This window comes from Shewanella sp. SG41-3, from assembly GCF_014164545.1.
Taxonomy (GTDB): Bacteria; Pseudomonadota; Gammaproteobacteria; order Enterobacterales; family Shewanellaceae; genus Shewanella; species Shewanella vesiculosa.
Window position 1 is genome coordinate 503,570 of sequence record NZ_JACJFJ010000003.1, and the last position, 20,022, is coordinate 523,591.

Consider the following 20,022-nt stretch of genomic DNA (forward strand, 5'->3'; position numbering starts at 1 on the left):
AAGACTATCAAAATAAGCCTTAAATATACAACGGCTTACCAAGTCATAACACTCAGTAAGCCGGCTACTTACGCCTAAATAGGCTAACGTTTAAGCGGTACCGCCAACCGTTAGACGATCAATTTTCAATGTTGGTTGCCCCACGCCAACAGGTACGCTTTGTCCGTCTTTACCGCACACGCCTACGCCTTTATCTAGAGCTAAGTCATTACCAACCATGGAAATTAATCCCATGGCTTCAGGGCCATTACCAATTAAGGTTGCACCTTTAATTGCCTGAGTTACCTCACCGTCTTCAATCAAATAAGCTTCAGAAGCTGAGAACACAAACTTACCTGAAGTGATATCGACTTGGCCGCCACCAAAGTTGGGCGCATAGATGCCTTTCTTCACTGACTTGATAATGTCTGCAGGGTCTGATTCACCGGCATTCATATAGGTATTCGTCATTCGTGGCATAGGTAAATGAGCATATGATTCGCGGCGACCATTACCCGTAGGCAATTGTCCCATTAAGCGCGCATTTAACTTATCTTGCATGTAGCCGGTTAAAATACCATTTTCAATCAAAGTGGTTTTTTGAGTTGGCACGCCTTCATCATCGATACTTAATGAACCACGACGATTTTCCAATGTACCATCATCGACTATGGTGACTAATGTCGATGCCACTTGCTGGCCCATTTTACCGCTAAAGGCGCTGCTGCCTTTGCGATTAAAGTCACCCTCTAAGCCATGACCTACCGCTTCGTGCAATAACACACCAGGCCAACCGTTACCTAACACTACGGTCATTTCACCTGCTGGAGCATCAATGGCATTAACATTCACTTGAGCTTGGCGCACTGCTTCACGAGCAAATTCAAAACTCTGTGGTAAGCCAGTTTCATCTGTGGCTAAGAAGGCACTGTAATCGTGACGACCACCACCACCGGCACTACCGCGTTCACGCTTGCCGTTATCTTCTAAAATAACACTACAGTTAAAACGCACTAATGGACGAATATCTGCGGCCAATGTACCGTCACTGGCAGCGATCAATATTTCCTCATGCACGCCAGATAAACTCACCACAACCTGAATAATACGACTGTCTAAACTACGAATATACGCATCGGCTTGCTTTAACAAGTCGATTTTCTTCACTTCGTCCATAGCCGCAATTGGATCGGCACTGTCATAGAGTTTATGTGCCGCTTGACGCTTAAAGGCTTGTACCTTGTGCTGCTCACCGGCACTGGCAATGCCACGGGCGGCTTTCGCTGCGGCATCAAGAGCGGCTGGAGTAATCTCGTCGGCATAAGCAAAACCGGTTTTTTCACCGCTAATAGCACGTACACCCACACCACGCTCAATGTGGAAACTGCCTTCTTTGACTATGCCATCTTCTAAAACCCAAGACTCATGACGGCTACCTTGGAAATACAGGTCTGAAAAATCGATATTGTGTTGATGAATGGTATTTAAGTAACCTTGCAATCCGTCTAAGGTTAATCCATCTTGCAATAAACTCTGCTCTACTTGGGTTAAAAATGGCATTAAAATTCTCTTTATTAATTGGTAACGCGTACTGCGAATTCAGTGTTAGTCGTGGCTCAGCCAGTATTATTTCAGCTGTGGCTCTCTAAATCGATTATGGCCCATCAGCGGCATTTGTTGACGAATGCGCTGTAATTCCGCTAAATCGACTTTAGCCTGTACCCAGCCACATTCCGTCGCTCGTTCAGCAATAACTCTGCCCCATGGATCAACAATCATACTGTGCCCCCATGTTTCTCGACTGCCTTGATTATGCTGTCCCCATTGGCCTGCGCCCAATAAATAACATTGAGTTTCAATCGCTCTGGCTTGCAATAACACTTGCCAATGCGCTTCCCCAGTCACTTTGGTAAATGCAGAAGGTAGAGCAATATAATCTGCTCCAGCTAAACGTAAAGCCCGAAACATGTCGCCAAAGCGAATATCATAACAAATGGCTAAGCCGACTTTGCCAAACGGAGTATCAATCACACTAATATGATCGCCTGGATGAAAGGTATCACTTTCACGATAGGTTTTGGTGTTATCACTCACCTCAACGTCGAATAAATGCAGTTTATCGTAATGACCTAGGGTGACGCCATGATCATCAAAAAAATAACAACGGCTGAAGACTCGACCATCATCGGCACGCATAGGAATAGTGCCGGCAATAAAATACACTTGATACTTTTTAGCCATCGAAGCTAACGCGTTTTTAAGTTCGCTTTGATGCTGGCTACCTGCATATTCAAGCTGCTGGCTTTCGTGACTACCAAACAATAAACAACACTCAGGTAACACCACTAATTGTGGTTCATTGGCTTCTCGAGGTAAGTCTTTAAGCTGCGAGTCGACAAACGCGAGATTGGCTTGGACATCGCGACTGCTTTGGCATTGTAATAAGCTGATTTGCATCTCTCACTCCTGGTAGCGAAACGACATGAGCCAATGGGTCGCCTGCGTGTTGGCCCCTTGATAAAGCGTCGGTGTACATTTGCGCCTTTATCATTCGAGAAACCTGATTCGTTGGTATTGAGCTAATTGCCCCTGTGGTATTGGGCGGTACATTATCTTGCCTATTCTGCTCTGGGGCTTGAGTTTCATTTTCGCCCTTGGTATCACTTTTAAGCTTGGGCTCGATATTAGAATCAACTCCAGTTTTAATCTGAGTTTCAACACTCGACTCATTGGCTTGCGGTAAAATAGCTTGTGGAATTTCAATTTCTTTACTCTTACGCTCAAGCTCTTCAAGTTGTGGATTGTCCATGGTGCCGGTCACTCGAAAACGAATTTCAGAAATGACTTCAATCACGGGCTCTAACACTTTTGTCAGGGCAAATGCCCCTAAACCTAAAGTCCATGCACTGGTACTCAATAACACCACGGTTGGTACACTCGACGCAAGCTGCGGCACAAACCGAATATCATAATTTAAGCTTTGACTGGTGAGATCGGTATAACCGCGTATGCGCATATTGCCCGCAATAGCATCCATTTCTGAATCTGTGGTTTTCACTACACCATCATCAATCGCAAGGTTGCCGTTGAAGCGATTAAAGTATAAGCCTTCACCGAACACATCCGAGAAATCTAATGATAATTTGCGTAATAATGAATCTAAACTAAATAATGAAAATACCCGTGCACCTTTATCGCTTATTTCAGATAAATGGCCTTTACCTAACTCAAATTTTAGCTGGCCGTTAAGTGTATCGAGCATGAAATGATAAGGTGCACCTTGCCATGATAACTGACCATTGAGATCTAATGGCGCATCTTCTAGCCCAGGGTTGATGTTCAATATCGTCGAGAGGTCATCAAACTTATCGGCCTGTAAATTGACCTCAAACGAGGTTTTTTCAGTGCCATTATCAACTGACCATAAGCCATTTGCCTGCAATGTTACCGTTGGCTTAGTCAGTGAAAGAGTCTGGAATTGGTAGCCTTGTTCTACGGGCAATCCTTGCAATACTAAATGACCGAGCGATAAATTATTTACACTAAAATCATCCACATCTATCGCTAACGTAGGCAGATTTTGTAGCATAACAGTCGGGGATAAATCATCACTTTTTGTTGCACTGGCTGTTGGCAATAAATGCAGTTTGCTTGCGACAACTTTAATGCCTTGATCGCGCCAATTAGCATAAAAATCGATACGGCCATCAAACTGTTGTGACTGAGCATCAAAGCGCCATACATGTTCGGTTGGCTTAGCATCGAAATGCAATTTATCGAATGATTGCCCAAGTACGGTTAATTGGCCAATATTGGCATGAATTCCCGCTAATGGCGGAAATGCCGGAGTCGCAAGGTTAGCATCAACCGCAGGCGAAATGGGTTGTTGCAACTCAGTGTCAGGCAACTCGGCGACAGTTAAAATACGGTCTCGTATCAAAGAGGTCACGACTTCAGGTTCTGCTGTCGCACTAAAGCGATTAATCAGTGGTAGCCACTGCGCTAAGTCAACTTTAGGCAGATCTACATGTATGTGCCCATACTGCTTATTTAATCTGTCACCCAGTCTAAAATGGCGACCTATCATCACATCATAAAAAGCCAGTTGACTGCCATTATCGGCATTAAATCCTCCCCAAAACTCCACATCATTACCCAGTTTAATGCTCAGTGATGATTGTTTGTTATCGCCAATCAGTTCTGCACTGAGCGTTTTCGGTTCCGCGGCCGATTTTTCATAAGGGATAGGTAAATCTAATGATGTTCCAACAAGATCGGAATTTGCAGAAACTTGTAAACTGTAGCCACTAGGATCAAAAATCATAGTTAACTGGCCATTCCAGTCCATGTTTCCGTGATAGGTTTCAGTCAGTGGATTGTCTAAACTGTCAGGTAGGGCATCAAGATCCCAGCGTCCTTTCAGCGCAACATTTAATGCAATATTGTTGTTGCGCTTACCGGTACTCAAGCTAAACGTGAGAGGCTGTTGAAATAATCGAGCCTTAATATTTTTGCTTTCAATTACTTGATTAACAAAACTCACTTGCCCTGTCACCCCCTGTAAATCTAAACCGGGGGTATCAATAAACACTGGGTTATTATTAAATGTGACTTGACCTTTAATGAGTTGCTCACCCCCTTCATATAAGGGAATCGCCAGATCCAATCGAGTATTAATGTGTTGTTGGATTTGCACTACGTCTAACGTAGACCCGACAGAATCATGTAACGGTGAAGCATTAATTACTTTGGTTGCAGCTTGAGCATCAGTATTAATATCGGCTTCAACCTTCAACAACGACGCTTCCCCCAAATGTGGAATAGACACTCGCGCGCCGTCTACCGTAACGTCATCAAGTTTGCCCTGATCAATATGCAAATCCATCATCGCATTTTCAAACAAGGCTGATAATGTAAGATCGCTCACAGCAGGCCAATCAGGTTGGAACTTAAAATTGCCATTATTAAGAGTAAAAGCGGCTTGAAAGACTCCGCTGCTATCTTGATAGGGGTAGCCACCTAAATCCCCATGCCAGACTAACTGCGCATCATTCACTTGCCCAGCGACTAAGCCGTCATTAAGGTAGCTAATTAAGTTTGGACTCATCGCCATTAATGGAAAATATCGCCCAAGATGAGCCACATCATTAATGGTCACGTGAGCAGCTAATCCCATATGAGTCTGTTCAGCAAACTCAAGATTAAGGCCCGCTTGCAGAGTAAGATCGCTATTGCTCAATTCAATATTAGCCACGGTCAAGCGCTGCTGGCCAACATCATATCGGCCCATGACGGCACTGCTATTAAGTGTTATTGGCTGACTAAAATTATCGCTAAAATCGAGCTGGTATTTTTGCTCAGGTAAGCTAAATTCAAGTTGATTATTTGCCCAAGTTAATTGGGCATCGAAAGGGCTGATACCAGGTATAGACTCATAGGGCTGCCATTGTAATTGTTGTGCTTCAACTTTAGCAATAAGGGCTTTTTCTGCCTGTTTATACAGCCGAATAGGGCCAATTTTTCCTTGAGGATTAAGCTGCTGCCAACTGCGTACTTGCTGCATGCCTAAACCTGGCACTAACGGCAACATAGGCTTAAGCAAGGTCGGGATAATTTGATTCGCATATCCAAAAAAATCACCATCACCACTGCCAATAGCCAAGGTGAGTAATGGCCAAGTTTGATCATTGGTGGATAAATCTAAATTGTGACTGTCGATTCGCCAACCATCAGGTTGTGGGATCCATTGCAATGAACCTGAATTGATTGCAAACTTTTGCTGGCTGTCCGCATCTTGCCATTGTAACCAGCTCGGTTTAAAAACCAGTATGCCATCTTCAATTTGACGATGCGCGAACGTCATCCATGCATCAAGATTTATGACCCCTTGAAACTCAATATTATCGGCGTCTGTTTGCGCGTTATGTTGTCTAGAGGCCCATTTGCCTAAGTCTAATGAGTCTGCGGCCACGTAAAGTTGACCAGCTATAGTATCCGCTTGATAACCATCACCGCTAAGATCAATACGTAACGTTAACTGTTCTTGCTTTGACTGCTGTGGATCAACATAGATGATGCCTTGTGCTTGGTGACGATTAGTGCTGTTTTGCCATAATAAATTATCGATAAAAATCGGCCGATAATCATGCTGTTTACTCACCAGTTGCAGGGAGGCATCGGTTATTGAAAAATGACCTAATTGCTCCAATAACAGGGCATATAACCAGTCAAGAGTGGCTTTATCGCTAGGCTTGGTATTATCGTCAGTAGCAGTTAACTGATCGAGATTGAGCGCCACCTTAAGACCATCAAATACAACGGTTTCAACCTGCGGGCTCAAGGTTAGTAGCGACTGCCAAAAATCGAGTTTGATATGCACATTGTTGCTGACAACTGTAATTGGCAGATTATCCTGTGGCGGTAGGACTAAATTGTTAATGGTCAATGCAGGCCCAAATGCTTGCCATTCAGCACTGAGTTTATCCATCTGCACATGCAGTTGGTACTCACTATCAAGATAATCAATTAACTCAGTACGGACTTCAGGAATATGAGGCAATAAACCACGAATAAGGCTCACCGCCAATGCAAAAAGCACCAGTGTAATAGCCAAAATCTGCCAAAATACTCTGTTGATCGTTCCCGTACGAGTTGTCGACACTACATCATCACCACATCATATTTACTTTGAATGTATAACGGTTCATTTTGCAAACGAATACGTTTACCAATGTAGACTTCTAATTCTGCCAACAAATGTGATTCATCGCCGCTAAAACTCATGTACACAGCCGGTGAGCAATACAATAAAAACTCATCGGCTTTATAAGCTCGATCTAATCGAATAATTTCGCGAAAAATCTCATATGACACAGTTTCAATCGTTTTCATGGTGCCAGTGCCTTTACAAGATGGACACTCACCGCATACCACATGCTCTAAACTTTCACGGGTACGTTTACGGGTCATTTCAACTAAACCCAAGCCAGAAAACCCACTCACGCTGGTTTTGACTCTATCTAACGCCAAGGCCGCATTTAAACTTTCTAACACCCGTGCTTGGTGTTCCTTACTTAACATATCAATAAAATCGATAATGATAATCCCACCCAAATTACGTAATCGCAGCTGTCTTGCAATCGCTTGAGTGGCTTCAAGGTTAGTATTAAATATGGTTTCTTCTAAATTACGATGACCAACAAATGCACCGGTATTAATGTCGACTGTGGTCATAGCTTCGGTTTGATCAATAATTAAATATCCACCCGATTTGAGTTCAACTTTGCGACCTAAAGCGCGTTGAACTTCATTTTCAACATCATACAATTCAAAAATAGGCGCTGGGCCGGCATAATGCTCAATTTTGTTAGCAATCTCAGGCATAAACTCTTGCACAAACTGTTGAAGTTCAGCATATGTACGGCGTGAGTCAACTTGAATATGATCAAGCTCTGTTCCCACAAAGTCACGAATAATCCGTACCGGTAACGCTAAGTCTTGATAGAGTAATATTACCCCTTTCCGCTTGCGACGTTCGCTGACTTTGGCCCACACTCGGCGCAAAAATGCTGCATCTTGAGCCAGCTCATCTTCACCAATATTTTCAGCGGCTGTGCGAATAATAAAACCGCCATCATCATCAACATAAGGAAGGGTAATATTTTTGAGGCGTTGGCGCTCTTCTTCCAGTTCAATGCGTTGCGATACGCCAACATGGCTAGAACCAGGCATAAAAACTAAATAGCGGGAAGGTAAAGTAATGTCGGTAGTGAGGCGGGCGCCTTTAGTGCCAAGCGGGTCTTTGACCACTTGCACCATAATGTCTTGGCCCTGACGAACAAGCTCGGCAATATCGCGCACCACAAAGTTACCTTTTTCAACATCGGCAACACATTCAGTATGCGGAACAATATCGGAAGCATGTAAAAAGGCGGCTTTGTCTAAGCCAATATCAACAAATGCGGCTTGCATGCCTGGAAGTACACGGCTGATTTTACCTTTATAGATATTGCCGACCAAACCTCGCTTCATGCGACGTTCAATATGCACTTCTTGTAAAACACCATGCTCGACTAATGCTACACGCGCTTCTGTTGGCGTGACATTAATGAGTAATTCTGTGCCTTTTTTACGTTGAGTTTTTATGTTCATAGGCCACCAGTATCTGGGTCATGCTCCAATCGTAATGTTGACAGCAGTTGCACCACCGTAGATGACCGATTAAAGCAAAAGTTAAGTTTGCTGCATCATGCAGGCTAATAATTCACGCGTTTCTACAAGCGGTAAACCAACGACGGCTGAATAACTGCCACTAATTGATTGAACAAAACAGCCACCCAAAGCTTGTATGCCATATGCGCCAGCTTTATCCATTGGTTCGCCCGATGCCACATAAGCGTCTATGTCGGCAGCAGATAAGTCACAAAAGCTGACTAGGGTTCGACACAGGCGGCTAAAGGTTTGCTCACCATCTGTTAAGGCCACCGCGGTCATCACTTCATGAGTTTTACCAGATAATAATGTCAACATACGCTTGGCATCATCTTGGTCTATTGGCTTACCGAGGATTTGATCGTTCAATACCACTATTGTATCTGAACCGAGTACTTTTGGGGCGATAATATGGCCACTTAGGGCTAAACCCGCTTGGGCTTTTTCAACGGCTAAACGGCACACATATTGTTGTGGCGTTTCAGTTAACCAGGGTGTTTCATCGATATCGGGTGCGACTAGTTGAAATGAGAAATCTGCCTGACTAAAGCCAGCTTGCGCCAGTAATTCTTTTCTTCTTGGTGATGTTGAAGCCAGTACCCATGCCATCGGTTAGTTACTCTTATTAGTGTACATTAAAACAATTCTTACGTTATCAGATTGATTAACGTACTTTGTAATGGCGGCGCATGTTACGCAGAACCCAGAACACCCACCACCAAATAAATAAACTCGAAATAGCGGGTAAAAACATCTCAACATCAAATGGTGTTGCACCGACAACAACAAACTGAATCCAAAATATCACCAAATGATAAATACAGATAAAACATGCTAGGAGTAATGATTGTTGCCAGCGAGGATAGTTACGTAACTGTTGAGACAACAACACGACAATATAAATCACTAACGACAATGCGAGTGAACGGATGCCTAAATGGGCCCCCAATAACACATCAAGCATGACCCCTAACAACCACGCAGTGAGAATACTGTAACGATGCGGTAACGCCATCGCCCAATACATCATGACCATAAGGAGCCAGTCTGGTCGCCATGCTTCGACCACTTCCGGTAGCGGCATGATCTGAAACATCATACCAATAAATAAAGTCAGCCATACCACTAAGCGACCATTAGCAATGTGCGCGCTCATTGGTTTTCCTCGCTTACTGTTGGTGAAGTCGTTGTTTGTGAAGGCGGAGTACCAACTTGAGATGACGATGCATTATCACTAGTCTGGTTAGGTATGGTTTCCGTTTCACCATTCGTTGCAGCATTATCAGCCGCCTCGTTCATCAGCCCTTGGACCTCAGCAGGCAACGTAAAAGGTTTGGTTTCATCAGGCCAAATAAGCAAAACATACCGAATACGATCAAGCGCAGCTAAGGGCTGGGCATTAATAACCGCATAACTCTGACCATCATCACGCGATACACTGATAACACGAGCGACGGGATATCCCTCAGGAAAACGATTTCCCAAACCTGACGTTACCAATAAATCACCCACAATAATGTCAGTACTTTTAGCCACATTGCGTAATTCAATTTGGTCAATATCACCGGTACCGTTGGCAATTGCCCGCACATCGTTACGAGTAACACGCACCGGAATACCATGAGTGCTATCTGACACCATCAACACGCGGCTAGTAAACTCACTCACTTCAGTCACCTGCCCTACAACGCCTTTGGCATCCACCACTGGCTGACCGACATAAACGCCGTTCTGTAAACCATGATTTAACACTACAAACTGCCGAAAAGGATCGCTGGCAACTTCCATGACTTCAGCGACCATTTTACGAGAATCCATGTGCACAGGAGAACCAAGTAATGCGCGTAAACGCTCATTTTCTTGGCGGACATGTTCAAAACGCTGTAAACGTTCTGACATCACCAGTTGTTGGCGTAAGAGTTCTTTGTTTTGCAGTTCGAGCATATTACGCGTGGCAAAGGCTTCGGCAGACCAGTCGAGCATCATACCTGGCACATTGGCCAAAAACTGCAGTGGGCTTAATAATGAGGATAAAGACTGGCGAACAGGGTCAAGACGGTAATTAGTCATCAGTAATGCCACCGACAAAATAATTGCCAGTGTCAGTCGGAATTGACTAGAGACGCCACGAACGAAAATTGGTTTCATAAAGTGTTCGCAACTCTGTTAACCCATAAAATGCCATTAACAAAGCCGCTCAGCAGATGATAATTAGTTCTCTTCAGAGAACAAATCACCACCGTGCATATCAATCATTTCAAGGGCTTTACCGCCACCACGAGCAACGCAGGTTAATGGGTCGTCGGCAACCATCACCGGGATACCTGTCTCTTGCATTAATAAACGGTCTAAGTCACGTAGTAATGCACCACCACCAGTCAATACCATGCCACGCTCAGAGATGTCTGAGGCCAGTTCTGGTGGTGATTGCTCAAGGGCAACCATTACCGCACTGACAATACCAGATAATGGCTCTTGTAATGCTTCTAAAATTTCATTGCTGTTTAAGGTGAAGCTTCTTGGTACACCTTCAGCAAGGTTACGACCACGCACTTCAATCTCAAGCACTTCGTCACCTGGGTATGCTGTGCCTATGGTATGCTTGATACGCTCAGCCGTTGCTTCACCAATTAAGCTACCGTAATTACGGCGAACATAATTAATAATCGCATCGTCAAACTTGTCACCACCAATACGTACCGATGAAGAATACACTACACCGTTTAACGAAATAATCGCCACTTCGGTAGTACCGCCACCGATATCAACAACCATTGAACCTGTCGCTTCAGATACCGGCAAACCAGCGCCAATTGCTGCTGCCATAGGCTCTTCGATTAAGTACACTTCACGAGCACCTGCACCCATAGCGGACTCGCGGATGGCGCGGCGTTCAACTTGAGTCGCGCCCACTGGCACACACACCAGAACACGAGGACTAGGACGAAAGAAACTGTTGTTATGCACTTGCTTAATAAAGTGCTGAAGCATTTTTTCAGTCACATAGAAATCAGCAATTACGCCGTCTTTCATCGGCCGAATAGCTTGAATATTACCAGGCGTTCGGCCTAGCATTTGTTTTGCTTCTCTGCCAACTGCAGCAACTGACTTTGGCCCATTGCTATTGCGTTCGCCACGAATGGCAACCACTGAGGGTTCGTTCAACACGATACCTTCATCGCGAACATAAATAAGAGTGTTTGCCGTACCTAAATCGATCGATAGGTCGTTAGAAAAAATGCCGCGCAACTTTTTGAACATGTATCAGGCCTGTATTCTGTTGAGTCAGAAGAAGAAAAATCAGCTAACTTTATCAATGACACCCCCATTCTACAATACCGAACAGGTTAACAATTGCTAATCTAGCGTTTTTTTTTGTAAAAGCTGTTAAAAAATCAACATCCGCGCAGTTTTAAATCAAAAAAGCCCAAATTTGATGCTTTTTCATGCATATTATTGCCCCACCTCACGCCAATAAATGATCCTATCATGGCCTCGGTAACGACCAAAGAAGGCACTTGCTCTTGGGTCATAAAGCTGGGCCGGACTTGTTTGGTCCCAATTCCAATACCACTGAAGCCATGGCTCTACTTTTAACGGGGCAGTCACCTGACCTCGATATGCTGTAGAACCTTTGTTTTGCCATAACAAGCTTGACTGGCCGTTGTTAACTAATGCGCCATTATTGGTACGAGTCACGACCTGATCAGACGCTAATAATGGCGCGTATATTTCACTGCCGTCAAGCGGAACGATAACTTGAGTACAGCTATCGCCAGTATTCATTACCCAGCTACTGCCATTCCAATATTGGGTATAGGTTGGCATGTCTAATACTTCATTTTCAGGACCATAAGTATTATCCATTACAACTCTGCCGTGGCGTAAGTCTTGCGTCGATAATCGTTTGGCGTTGCAGTTGTTGCTGTCGGCGCAAATACCACTGCTGTCGGCGCGCATATCAGCTGATGCAATAAACGACACACTACCATCGTTATCAAAGGCTTGTACACCGATAGCTAATTGACTAAATGGGCCATCCACACCTGGGGCCACTGTACGATTAAAATTAGCTTGATAAGATAACCCTACGTTTGCTTGACCCAAAACCCAAGAGCCAGCATTAACCGGTAAAGCACTTAATCGGCTGCTTAAATCAATGCCATTATTGGCATCTTCACCTACTAAGCTTGCACTCGCTTTAGCAAAGGCGCCTTGATAGTTCTGAGTGACATAAGTGCCAGTATTGACTGCATCTAAGGTTAAGGCGAGAGCAAAAGGTTGATCCATATAGCTAAAACTGCCGCAAGATGGCAGCACACTTGAGCTACTCACAACAAAGCGGTCGGGTACAAAGCGCCCTATATTAGGCGATGCCGCCTGTGGAATATTATAAAAGCTTGAGCCTAAATATTCGCTCGGTGGATCAGCGGTAAACTTAAACACGCCCACTTCCGTCACTGTCTGCGACACGGTATTACTGCTCGTGGTTTGCGCAACATGATTATATGCCGTCGTACCTACAGCACCTAGCACACCATCCGATGGTGAAATAATTTGATTGCCTAATGCTATATTGTTATGGACATAATTAGGGGTATTTATATTATCGCAGTAGTTTGTATCACCATCCGCTTGCCATGCTTTACCTTGAATAATTAACTCAAATGGCTCGCCAGCTTTTTTATATCGATTACACGTACTACTAATACTTGCAGAACACTCTGCAACACTCTCTTTGGGGGTAACGCATAAACCTACCGGAAAGCTAACAAACGGATCGGAACCAACCATTACCAAGCCTTGTTCATCACCTGTGCCAGTATACTTTGCATCTAGCTGCATTTTTCCTGCATCTGGATAGTTGACGTTAATATTGGCTTTTCCTTGTGCATCAAATGCCAACGCAAGCGTGGTGGCGGCGCTACTCTGCTTACCTACCACGGTATTATTCACTGTTACTGATTGACCACTAATTGGAGTCGTCGGCTCAATATAGGTACTCCAAAAACCGACGTTTTTGGTGATGCTAGCAAACGTTGGGATACATTGCAGAGTACTATCCGATTTTTTCACTGCACTAATAGAAATATTACCTGTTGGTTTGTTGGCCAACTTATCCGGTACCTCAAAAATAAAACCGCTATCGGCAAAAACTAAATTACAGTTAGCCTCGCTTGCGACACTGCCATTAACACGGCACAAGGTTTTACTGAATGCTTTAGTGCTTGGCGTAGACCCGGTGACACCTAAAGTCACAGTGCCGGGAGTATTATGTCTTAGCTGTAAATCTGATTTTTGCCCCCCAGTAAACGTTACCACATTGCCTCCAACCCAACCGCCAACGCCTGTCACTGTTGCAGGGCTGAGCGTCGCAGTGACAGTATCAGGCACAGTCGCACTGCAATCTGCGTTAGCACAGGCTTTAATAGATAATGTTTTGGGTGCACAAGTGATCCCTTGACCAGAATAGGAATACTCAAAATGATCAATTTGTACTCCAATAGGGCTGGAGTTGAGCGCACAAATCTCAACATTATCAATTTCATGATTGTTAGTAGATCCGCCAGTTGACCCCGTTAACGACAATAAAAAGTTTTCAGGTATCGCAGCTTGTGTAGAGATGCCGGCAGCATTAAATGCGGGAATAATTTCAACAAAACCGCTACCACTATTGCGTTCAACCTTAACGATTGATTGATTAGGGAGTAATGAGTCAACAGTAATACGGTACCGATGCGCAGGTGAAACATTATTGTTATCCACTTTCGGAGATAAGCAACTACCGGTATTAGTGGTGCCATTACTACAAGTTCCGCGTAAATAAGGATAACCAGAAGTACCAGAACCTGAACCTCGAATCGATACCGATTGTGGACGTCGGCCTGGACCGCTAGGACCACCTTCAGCAGAAAAGTTACCGTACTCGTCAATCCCGAAACCTAGCCAGCCACCAGCAAAACCATTCACATTAGAACGTGCACCATATCCCATTGGACCACCAGCAGAGCCAGGCTGCGGGGTAATAGCAGCATCGGATAATACAAAAGCAATACCGTCGGCACCGTTACCACCATAGGCATAATGATCAAACTCAATTTCGACTTTATTATTAACCGCAGGAAATAAACGCTGATAAGTTGTCGATGTTGCTTGGTTAGTTCTCGCTTCAGTTTGTCGTAAGCGGCCGTTAACTATTGAAGGGATAAAGTTACCCGAACTTTGAGCCACAACCCAGTCACTGCCTAAGCTTGCCCGTTCAAAATTATCAGTAAAACACTGGCGGACAGGGGCGAGTTTTTCTATGGCAATAAAACTATAGTTTTCCCACACGTGACTACGGTCACTATCACTAAAGGTATCTTCATCATTAACCATACTGACTGAGTTACTGGTCAATTTACAGCGTCTTAACCAACCACCATCACCACCCAAACGACTGTTTTTACTGGCTACCAATGTTGGCACACTAGTAAAACCATTTAATGGTGTGAGTAAATTAGTACATTGAAAATTGACGTCTTGGGTATTGTTCACATTTGTCTTAAAGGTGGTCGAAAGACCAAAATGATAATTGACATTTTTACCTTCCAGCACTAGCGGGCCACTGCCAGACGTTACTGATAAGTAGGCAATTTTTTCATATTGTAAATTATTGGCATTTAATTTACTCGGCTCACATTGCCCCGAATTATTGCGCACTTCAGAAGTATCCATCGCTAATTCGATACCACTTGAAGTAAATTGCGACGTGCTGGTTAACCAGCAGTTATTATTTTGGGTTTGTAGTTGGTTAAGCACCACATCTTGAGTACTGGGTAAAGATACGCTGATATATTGATTGTTCGAGCCGACCAAGGCCTTATTCTGCAACACTGAACCAGCGATTAATTGGCTACCGTTATTTAAATCAAATTGACCGGGCGTAACTGCAATCCAGTGTACTTCAGGCATCTCTGCCGCTGACACTCTATTACCTGAAGGCCATTTTCGCTCCCAAGTAAAACCGCTTGCACTGATTGAAGATAAAAACACGCTTTGAGGACCATCGTTGGCAACAGGGTTATTTTCTGACACAGTCGGCATCACAAAAACTAGCGGCATTACGCCGCTTTGAAATGCTGAATCAAACACCACACTTTTGGATGTACTACCGGAACTCGCTGCGGACTTGCCATATTGAATATGAAATGGCGTGATAGTCTGAATCTTAATACTACAATCTGGAACCAGATCAATTTGATCCGCATTAGCAGAAAATGTCACCGATGAACTGCCATTTAAGATAATATCTTTACCTGTCACAGCACCTTGAATTTTAGCAGAACCATTAATTGTGACGGTATTTTCGGATACGACATATGCATTTAAGCTAGCACCGCCTTCAATCTCAAATTTACCATAATTGTAAAAAAGCAATTTATCTGCCGAACTGGCCAAGGTCAGATTTTTTTGAACATAATCGTTTTTAATAAAAAAACTCACCCGACCTGACGGCGGAAATATCAATTGAACACCATTATTAATGTTCATTGATTCGATCCAATATTGCCCTGCAGAAAACTCTATAGTGCCTGAGCTAGCGGTCAGGTTTTTAATTTTATATTTACCATTCTCAGTGGTAAAAACAACCTTTTTATCGCCACCATTAGCAACTGACACATTGCGGTATTCACCCTCAGCAAGGCTAATGGTTTCTTGACCATAAACGGGAGGACCTACATCAACACTACTGGTTGATTGGCACTGGGCAAAATCAATGCGGCCACTGGGTAATTCAGCCACATACTGGCCCTTGCTACACACTTTTGCAGTACCATTACTGCTAATACAAGAATTAAATCTAGAATCCCCTCCCTGAATATAATTGTAGGTGGGTAACTTACTGTTATTAGGTGCATTAATAATCGTGGCCGTATTCAAACTAATGGTGCCACTGCTATCAATATTGTTAACCCCTTCTTTAAAGGTTGTGCTCCAATCAGCCTGCGCCACAGACAAAGGCATGAAAATGGCAGTAGTTAGCCATAGAAAAAAAGCTAACCTGCTAACTAAACTCGATATCATTAACATAAAAGGGTTAATTACCACGGGCTTCTACCTCTACTTGGCGACTCACTCGCAAACATGTTGAGCTATCTGAGTTACCAGCACAGTTACCTGTCTCGCATACCGCTAAACTGTTAATCCGATACTGAGTGATACTGGCAACAGTTGTAGCATTACAGTTAACCAACACAGTACAGTTATGAAATCCATTTCCTCCTGTTGGCGGCGACCAAGTTGAACTCACATTGCTACAACTTCCATTAACACCACTAAGGGGGAACAACTGAGACAGAGCAGCATCAGCGCCACTATTGGCACTAAATAAAGCTCGAGTCCCCCAGACTTCCATATTAACCGACTCATCGGCATCGCTAACAATGCGGATTAAACTCGCCGCCAGTAAAAACATCACTGTCAGCACAAAAATACCAATGATTAATGCACTGCCTTGTTGAGAATGTTGCGGCAATTTCAGTTTAGGGTACATTCATCACCTGCACTTGATGTTGATATTGAAATGTTTCGCCATTCACCCTAAATCTAGGCTGTAAATGCACTATAGCATTAGTCACTAATGTTGCTGGCGTTAAAATGATTGCCGGATTAATGGTTAAAGTATTAGTAATATTTTGTGCCATCAAGACGCCATTCCCCATATCCGCTGGAGAGGGCTGCACAGCCTTATAGCCATATTGTTGGTATAAGCGTAAATCAACATTACCCGCGGTGTTAATAAAACAGTAACTGAGTGGGCTCTGAGCAACATACAAGCGTTTTAATGGCGACGCTTCGGTAAAGCGAATACTTTGGGTTAAGGTAATCGTCAGGAGATCTCCGCTTTCAGCCACACTTTGCACCAGAAAACGCTTTGCTGTTAATCCTTGAGGGTTATAAACCTCGCTAGCGGTTAAAGGGTAAATCAGCACTGATTGAGCAGCATTAATTGAACGAACACTTTTAATCGCGGTTAACGTATTTTGCACTGATTGCGGGAAAAACGGCGCATCAATATACGATGTACTGGCACTAATAGGTAATAATTCCAGGCATTGATAACCGCCATCAGTCGCTGTTAGCACTCGCATACTATTGGGAACTGCGCGGCGAATATCGCGGGTCATCCGTTCAATGCCAAAACGGCTTTGACTGAGTACCTGATCAACTGCGCTTGATTCAACAAAAATGCGAGTACCAAAAACAACAAAACTGCTTATTCCAACCACAATAATCCCTAAAATTAAAATAACCGTAACCATTTCAATTAAGGTAAATCCCGCTATTTTTGGATGGCGATACTGCTGCATTAGTAGTTACCCCTTACCGCTTGGTAAGTGATCACTTCACCAGCAGGGGTTGTAACGTCTACAGTAATTAATTTTTGCGCCTGCGTTGACGAGTCAAGATAGGCTACTGACACGTTCAAGCGATAATTGGGATAAGCTTGGGCATAGGTTTGGCTTGAGTTGAGCATGTTTTGTGTTTGATCTAACCCATCATAATCATCAACATCGTTGAAATCGTCGCGATCTTCACCATCAGGGCCTAGGGAACTGGCCGCGGTACAAACTTCCCCAGTAGGAGCATTGCACGCCGGAACACCACCATTAGGATTGGTCTTTTGATCATAACGCTTGCCCCAAATCTCATTCATAACCGAATGCGCAAACTCAGCAGAGCGCACTCTTTGTAATGTCGTCGCAGCTCTATCTGCTTGAGGGAACAACATGCTAGTGATCATTACAATCGCGATGCCAATCACTATCATACCGATAACGAGTTCAATCAGGGTAAAGCCACGCTGACGTCGAGATAGTTGCAAGCGTTGTTGATGTTGATCATGTTGACACAATTGCGACTTACTGAGCATAAATATACCCCTCTGACTCAACCGCAATAGCTAATGTTTCATCTGCAACAGCATTAAAGCAATTACCTGAACACGCTGGAGATACCATACGGCCCTGCTCGTCAAAGGTGATTGAAAAAGCCTGACTCGCATTACTGGCTAACGCGATATAGGCACCACCGCTGAAGGTTTGTGATTGCTCTATGCGAACTTGGTTTGTGCATAAGCTAGCGGTTCTTCCGCTAAAATGGCGCAAAGTATACCCGCTTGCTGTCACATCAATTTGATAACACTGATCGGTATTTTGCATTGCTTTAAGCTGGACTTGACGTAATTCACTGATAAATTCATTACGTAAACTGTAGGCGCTATAAGAAGAGTCAGACAACAGACGTGGCAACACAGTCACGGCAATAATACCAATCACAATCATGGTGGTAACCAATTCAACCAAGGTAAACCCCAGCTGAATGTTGCGTTGTTGACTCACAGAGTGATGTCCTCATTGTATCCGTTGAACACTTCGACACTTAACAGCATTAAACCGTAGTAGTGTCAGAGGCTTATACTAGTTTATCTAGTATGGCAAATACAGCCAATACTGTCTGTTTATTTATTACCTTGTACCGTTTTACAGAAAAACCAAGTGAGTCAATTAATCTCTTTTTTAACTCAAAATATTCAAAAAAAAACCTGCCTAAGCAGGTTTTCTCTCTTAACACTCATTAACAATCTGATGCTGCAGGCATTGCACTGTACACAGGAAGAGCCGTTGCTGTAGCTGAGGTATAAGTGAAAGTACAAGTTGATGGTGCACCTGCTTGCCAAAATTTCCCAGTTGCAACATCAAAAACCCAATCAGTAGTAATGCCAGTCGCGTTAGGGTCTGTCCCGGCAGAAACGCTTAAATCAATTGCATTTTGAAAATTAACTAATGCTGTGGTCAAATAACCATAATCAGTTGTTACATCAATATTAGTCGCTGGAGTAGCCGTTGAGGAGCCAGTTAAAGTCACTGTGGCCCCAGTCGCTTGTTCTTTACCAGCTAATGCTGCTTTTGAATAAACTAAGGTGTTTGCACCTTGAATTGCCGCTTTTAAACCTTGTAACGCAGACACACGAGCATCACCTTGAAGATTTATAAACTTAGGCGCTGCTGTTACCGCTAAAATACCGAGAATAATGATCACAACCACTAATTCGATTAATGTAAAACCTTGTTGTTTTTGCATATTAAATAACCTCTATAGAAAATAAATAAGTAAATCAAATTAGTTGTTAGTAAATGATACGACCTGACCCGTACCGGCATTGTATGTAATTCCGTTTGCACCGACGGTATCTAAATCTGGAGTGGGTGTTGCGACTCCCGATGTTTGATTAAGCGCTAACGTCGCAACTTGATGATAAACGCATAAATCAAGCCCTGCAACGACTTGGCCATCAATACTCGTAGATGAGCCACCGACACCATTTTGCATTCTTACAGTGTAACGTTGTTGACGAGCATCTTGGTTAAAAAGCACATTTCTAGGTGCGTTTTGCAACACTGCATTAAATACTTCCTGACATGCTTCATTTGTCATGGCTGTAGCATCTGTGTTGGTGGTCCCGGTAGGAAAACCAAACCGTGCATCTAACGACACATTCGTCCCGTCTAAAATCACATTACTATTCCGGCGACCATCAACTTCCCATTGTGCACGCACAAAACTCACCGCTGTGGCTAAACCGCCAGCAACACCATCGACACTGGCGTCTTCAGCATCATCGGTGACATTCAAAAAACGCGGAATTGCCGTTGCAGCCAATAAACCGAGAATAACAATAACAATGACCAACTCGATCAATGAAAAACCTTGTTGTTTCAATTTCATAATATCTTACTCTTCTCTATAGTGCCTACAACAGGGAAACATACTGGTTCAGCGATAACT

The 20,022-nt window shown here is 43.7% G+C and carries 15 protein-coding genes; all 15 read right to left on the reverse strand.

Annotation, left to right across the window (positions count from 1 at the left end):
* Positions 1-90 precede the first annotated feature (90 nt).
* Positions 91-1,539: a metalloprotease TldD gene (gene tldD, locus H5164_RS08220; RefSeq protein WP_124015307.1), complete on the reverse strand. Its 1,449-nt coding sequence runs from the start codon at positions 1,537-1,539 to the stop codon at positions 91-93.
* A gap of 66 nt (positions 1,540-1,605) precedes the next feature.
* A complete protein-coding gene (locus H5164_RS08225; protein WP_182755551.1) occupies positions 1,606-2,436 on the reverse strand; it encodes a carbon-nitrogen hydrolase family protein in 831 nt (276 codons plus the stop codon).
* Positions 2,360-6,640, reverse strand: coding sequence for a YhdP family protein (locus tag H5164_RS08230; RefSeq protein WP_182755554.1), 4,281 nt, complete (start codon positions 6,638-6,640; stop codon positions 2,360-2,362). The genes H5164_RS08225 and H5164_RS08230 overlap by 77 nt, the downstream gene beginning before the upstream one ends.
* Positions 6,640-8,130: a ribonuclease G gene (gene rng / locus H5164_RS08235; protein ID WP_124015310.1), complete on the reverse strand. Its 1,491-nt coding sequence runs from the start codon at positions 8,128-8,130 to the stop codon at positions 6,640-6,642. Before rng ends, H5164_RS08230 begins: the two co-directional genes overlap by 1 nt.
* A gap of 81 nt (positions 8,131-8,211) precedes the next feature.
* Positions 8,212-8,799 (reverse strand): nucleoside triphosphate pyrophosphatase, encoded by a 588-nt coding sequence (locus H5164_RS08240; RefSeq protein ID WP_182755556.1) that lies wholly within the window; start codon positions 8,797-8,799, stop codon positions 8,212-8,214.
* A gap of 55 nt (positions 8,800-8,854) precedes the next feature.
* Positions 8,855-9,346 (reverse strand): rod shape-determining protein MreD, encoded by a 492-nt coding sequence (mreD, locus tag H5164_RS08245; protein WP_124015312.1) that lies wholly within the window; start codon positions 9,344-9,346, stop codon positions 8,855-8,857.
* Positions 9,343-10,338: a rod shape-determining protein MreC gene (gene mreC / locus H5164_RS08250; RefSeq protein ID WP_124015313.1), complete on the reverse strand. Its 996-nt coding sequence runs from the start codon at positions 10,336-10,338 to the stop codon at positions 9,343-9,345. The genes mreD and mreC overlap by 4 nt, the downstream gene beginning before the upstream one ends.
* A gap of 63 nt (positions 10,339-10,401) precedes the next feature.
* Positions 10,402-11,451, reverse strand: coding sequence for a rod shape-determining protein (locus tag H5164_RS08255; protein ID WP_011639153.1), 1,050 nt, complete (start codon positions 11,449-11,451; stop codon positions 10,402-10,404).
* A 192-nt stretch (positions 11,452-11,643) separates the two neighbouring features.
* Entirely contained in the window at positions 11,644-16,281 is a 4,638-nt protein-coding gene (locus H5164_RS08260) for a DUF6701 domain-containing protein (protein WP_220492670.1), read from the reverse strand.
* Positions 16,271-16,726: an MSHA biogenesis protein MshP gene (locus tag H5164_RS08265; protein ID WP_182723538.1), complete on the reverse strand. Its 456-nt coding sequence runs from the start codon at positions 16,724-16,726 to the stop codon at positions 16,271-16,273. The genes H5164_RS08260 and H5164_RS08265 overlap by 11 nt, the downstream gene beginning before the upstream one ends.
* On the reverse strand, positions 16,716-17,543 hold the full coding sequence (locus tag H5164_RS08270; protein ID WP_182755558.1) for a PilW family protein: 828 nt from the start codon (positions 17,541-17,543) through the stop codon (positions 16,716-16,718). The genes H5164_RS08265 and H5164_RS08270 overlap by 11 nt, the downstream gene beginning before the upstream one ends.
* Complete coding sequence (locus tag H5164_RS08275; protein ID WP_182755560.1) at positions 17,543-18,106, reverse strand: type II secretion system protein; 564 nt, start codon at positions 18,104-18,106, stop codon at positions 17,543-17,545. The genes H5164_RS08270 and H5164_RS08275 overlap by 1 nt, the downstream gene beginning before the upstream one ends.
* A complete protein-coding gene (locus H5164_RS08280) occupies positions 18,096-18,575 on the reverse strand; it encodes a type II secretion system protein (protein ID WP_182755562.1) in 480 nt (159 codons plus the stop codon). Before H5164_RS08280 ends, H5164_RS08275 begins: the two co-directional genes overlap by 11 nt.
* A 235-nt stretch (positions 18,576-18,810) precedes the next feature.
* Positions 18,811-19,317 carry a prepilin-type N-terminal cleavage/methylation domain-containing protein gene (locus tag H5164_RS08285; protein ID WP_182755564.1) on the reverse strand — a complete coding sequence of 169 codons (507 nt, stop codon included), beginning with the start codon at positions 19,315-19,317 and terminating at the stop codon, positions 18,811-18,813.
* A gap of 39 nt (positions 19,318-19,356) precedes the next feature.
* Positions 19,357-19,962 (reverse strand): prepilin-type N-terminal cleavage/methylation domain-containing protein, encoded by a 606-nt coding sequence (locus H5164_RS08290; RefSeq protein ID WP_182755566.1) that lies wholly within the window; start codon positions 19,960-19,962, stop codon positions 19,357-19,359.
* Between the last annotated feature and the right edge of the window lie 60 nt (positions 19,963-20,022).

Coding starts and splice junctions, on each gene's coding strand:
- tldD (WP_124015307.1), bottom strand. CDS start 1,539: ATGCCATTTTTAACCCAAGTAGAGCAGAGTTTATTGCAAGATGGATTA.
- H5164_RS08225 (WP_182755551.1), bottom strand. CDS start 2,436: ATGCAAATCAGCTTATTACAATGCCAAAGCAGTCGCGATGTCCAAGCC.
- rng (WP_124015310.1), bottom strand. CDS start 8,130: ATGAACATAAAAACTCAACGTAAAAAAGGCACAGAATTACTCATTAAT.
- H5164_RS08240 (WP_182755556.1), bottom strand. CDS start 8,799: ATGGCATGGGTACTGGCTTCAACATCACCAAGAAGAAAAGAATTACTG.
- mreD (WP_124015312.1), bottom strand. CDS start 9,346: ATGAGCGCGCACATTGCTAATGGTCGCTTAGTGGTATGGCTGACTTTA.
- mreC (WP_124015313.1), bottom strand. CDS start 10,338: ATGAAACCAATTTTCGTTCGTGGCGTCTCTAGTCAATTCCGACTGACA.
- H5164_RS08255 (WP_011639153.1), bottom strand. CDS start 11,451: ATGTTCAAAAAGTTGCGCGGCATTTTTTCTAACGACCTATCGATCGAT.
- H5164_RS08265 (WP_182723538.1), bottom strand. CDS start 16,726: ATGTACCCTAAACTGAAATTGCCGCAACATTCTCAACAAGGCAGTGCA.
- H5164_RS08270 (WP_182755558.1), bottom strand. CDS start 17,543: ATGCAGCAGTATCGCCATCCAAAAATAGCGGGATTTACCTTAATTGAA.
- H5164_RS08275 (WP_182755560.1), bottom strand. CDS start 18,106: ATGCTCAGTAAGTCGCAATTGTGTCAACATGATCAACATCAACAACGC.
- H5164_RS08285 (WP_182755564.1), bottom strand. CDS start 19,317: ATGCAAAAACAACAAGGTTTTACATTAATCGAATTAGTGGTTGTGATC.
- H5164_RS08290 (WP_182755566.1), bottom strand. CDS start 19,962: ATGAAATTGAAACAACAAGGTTTTTCATTGATCGAGTTGGTCATTGTT.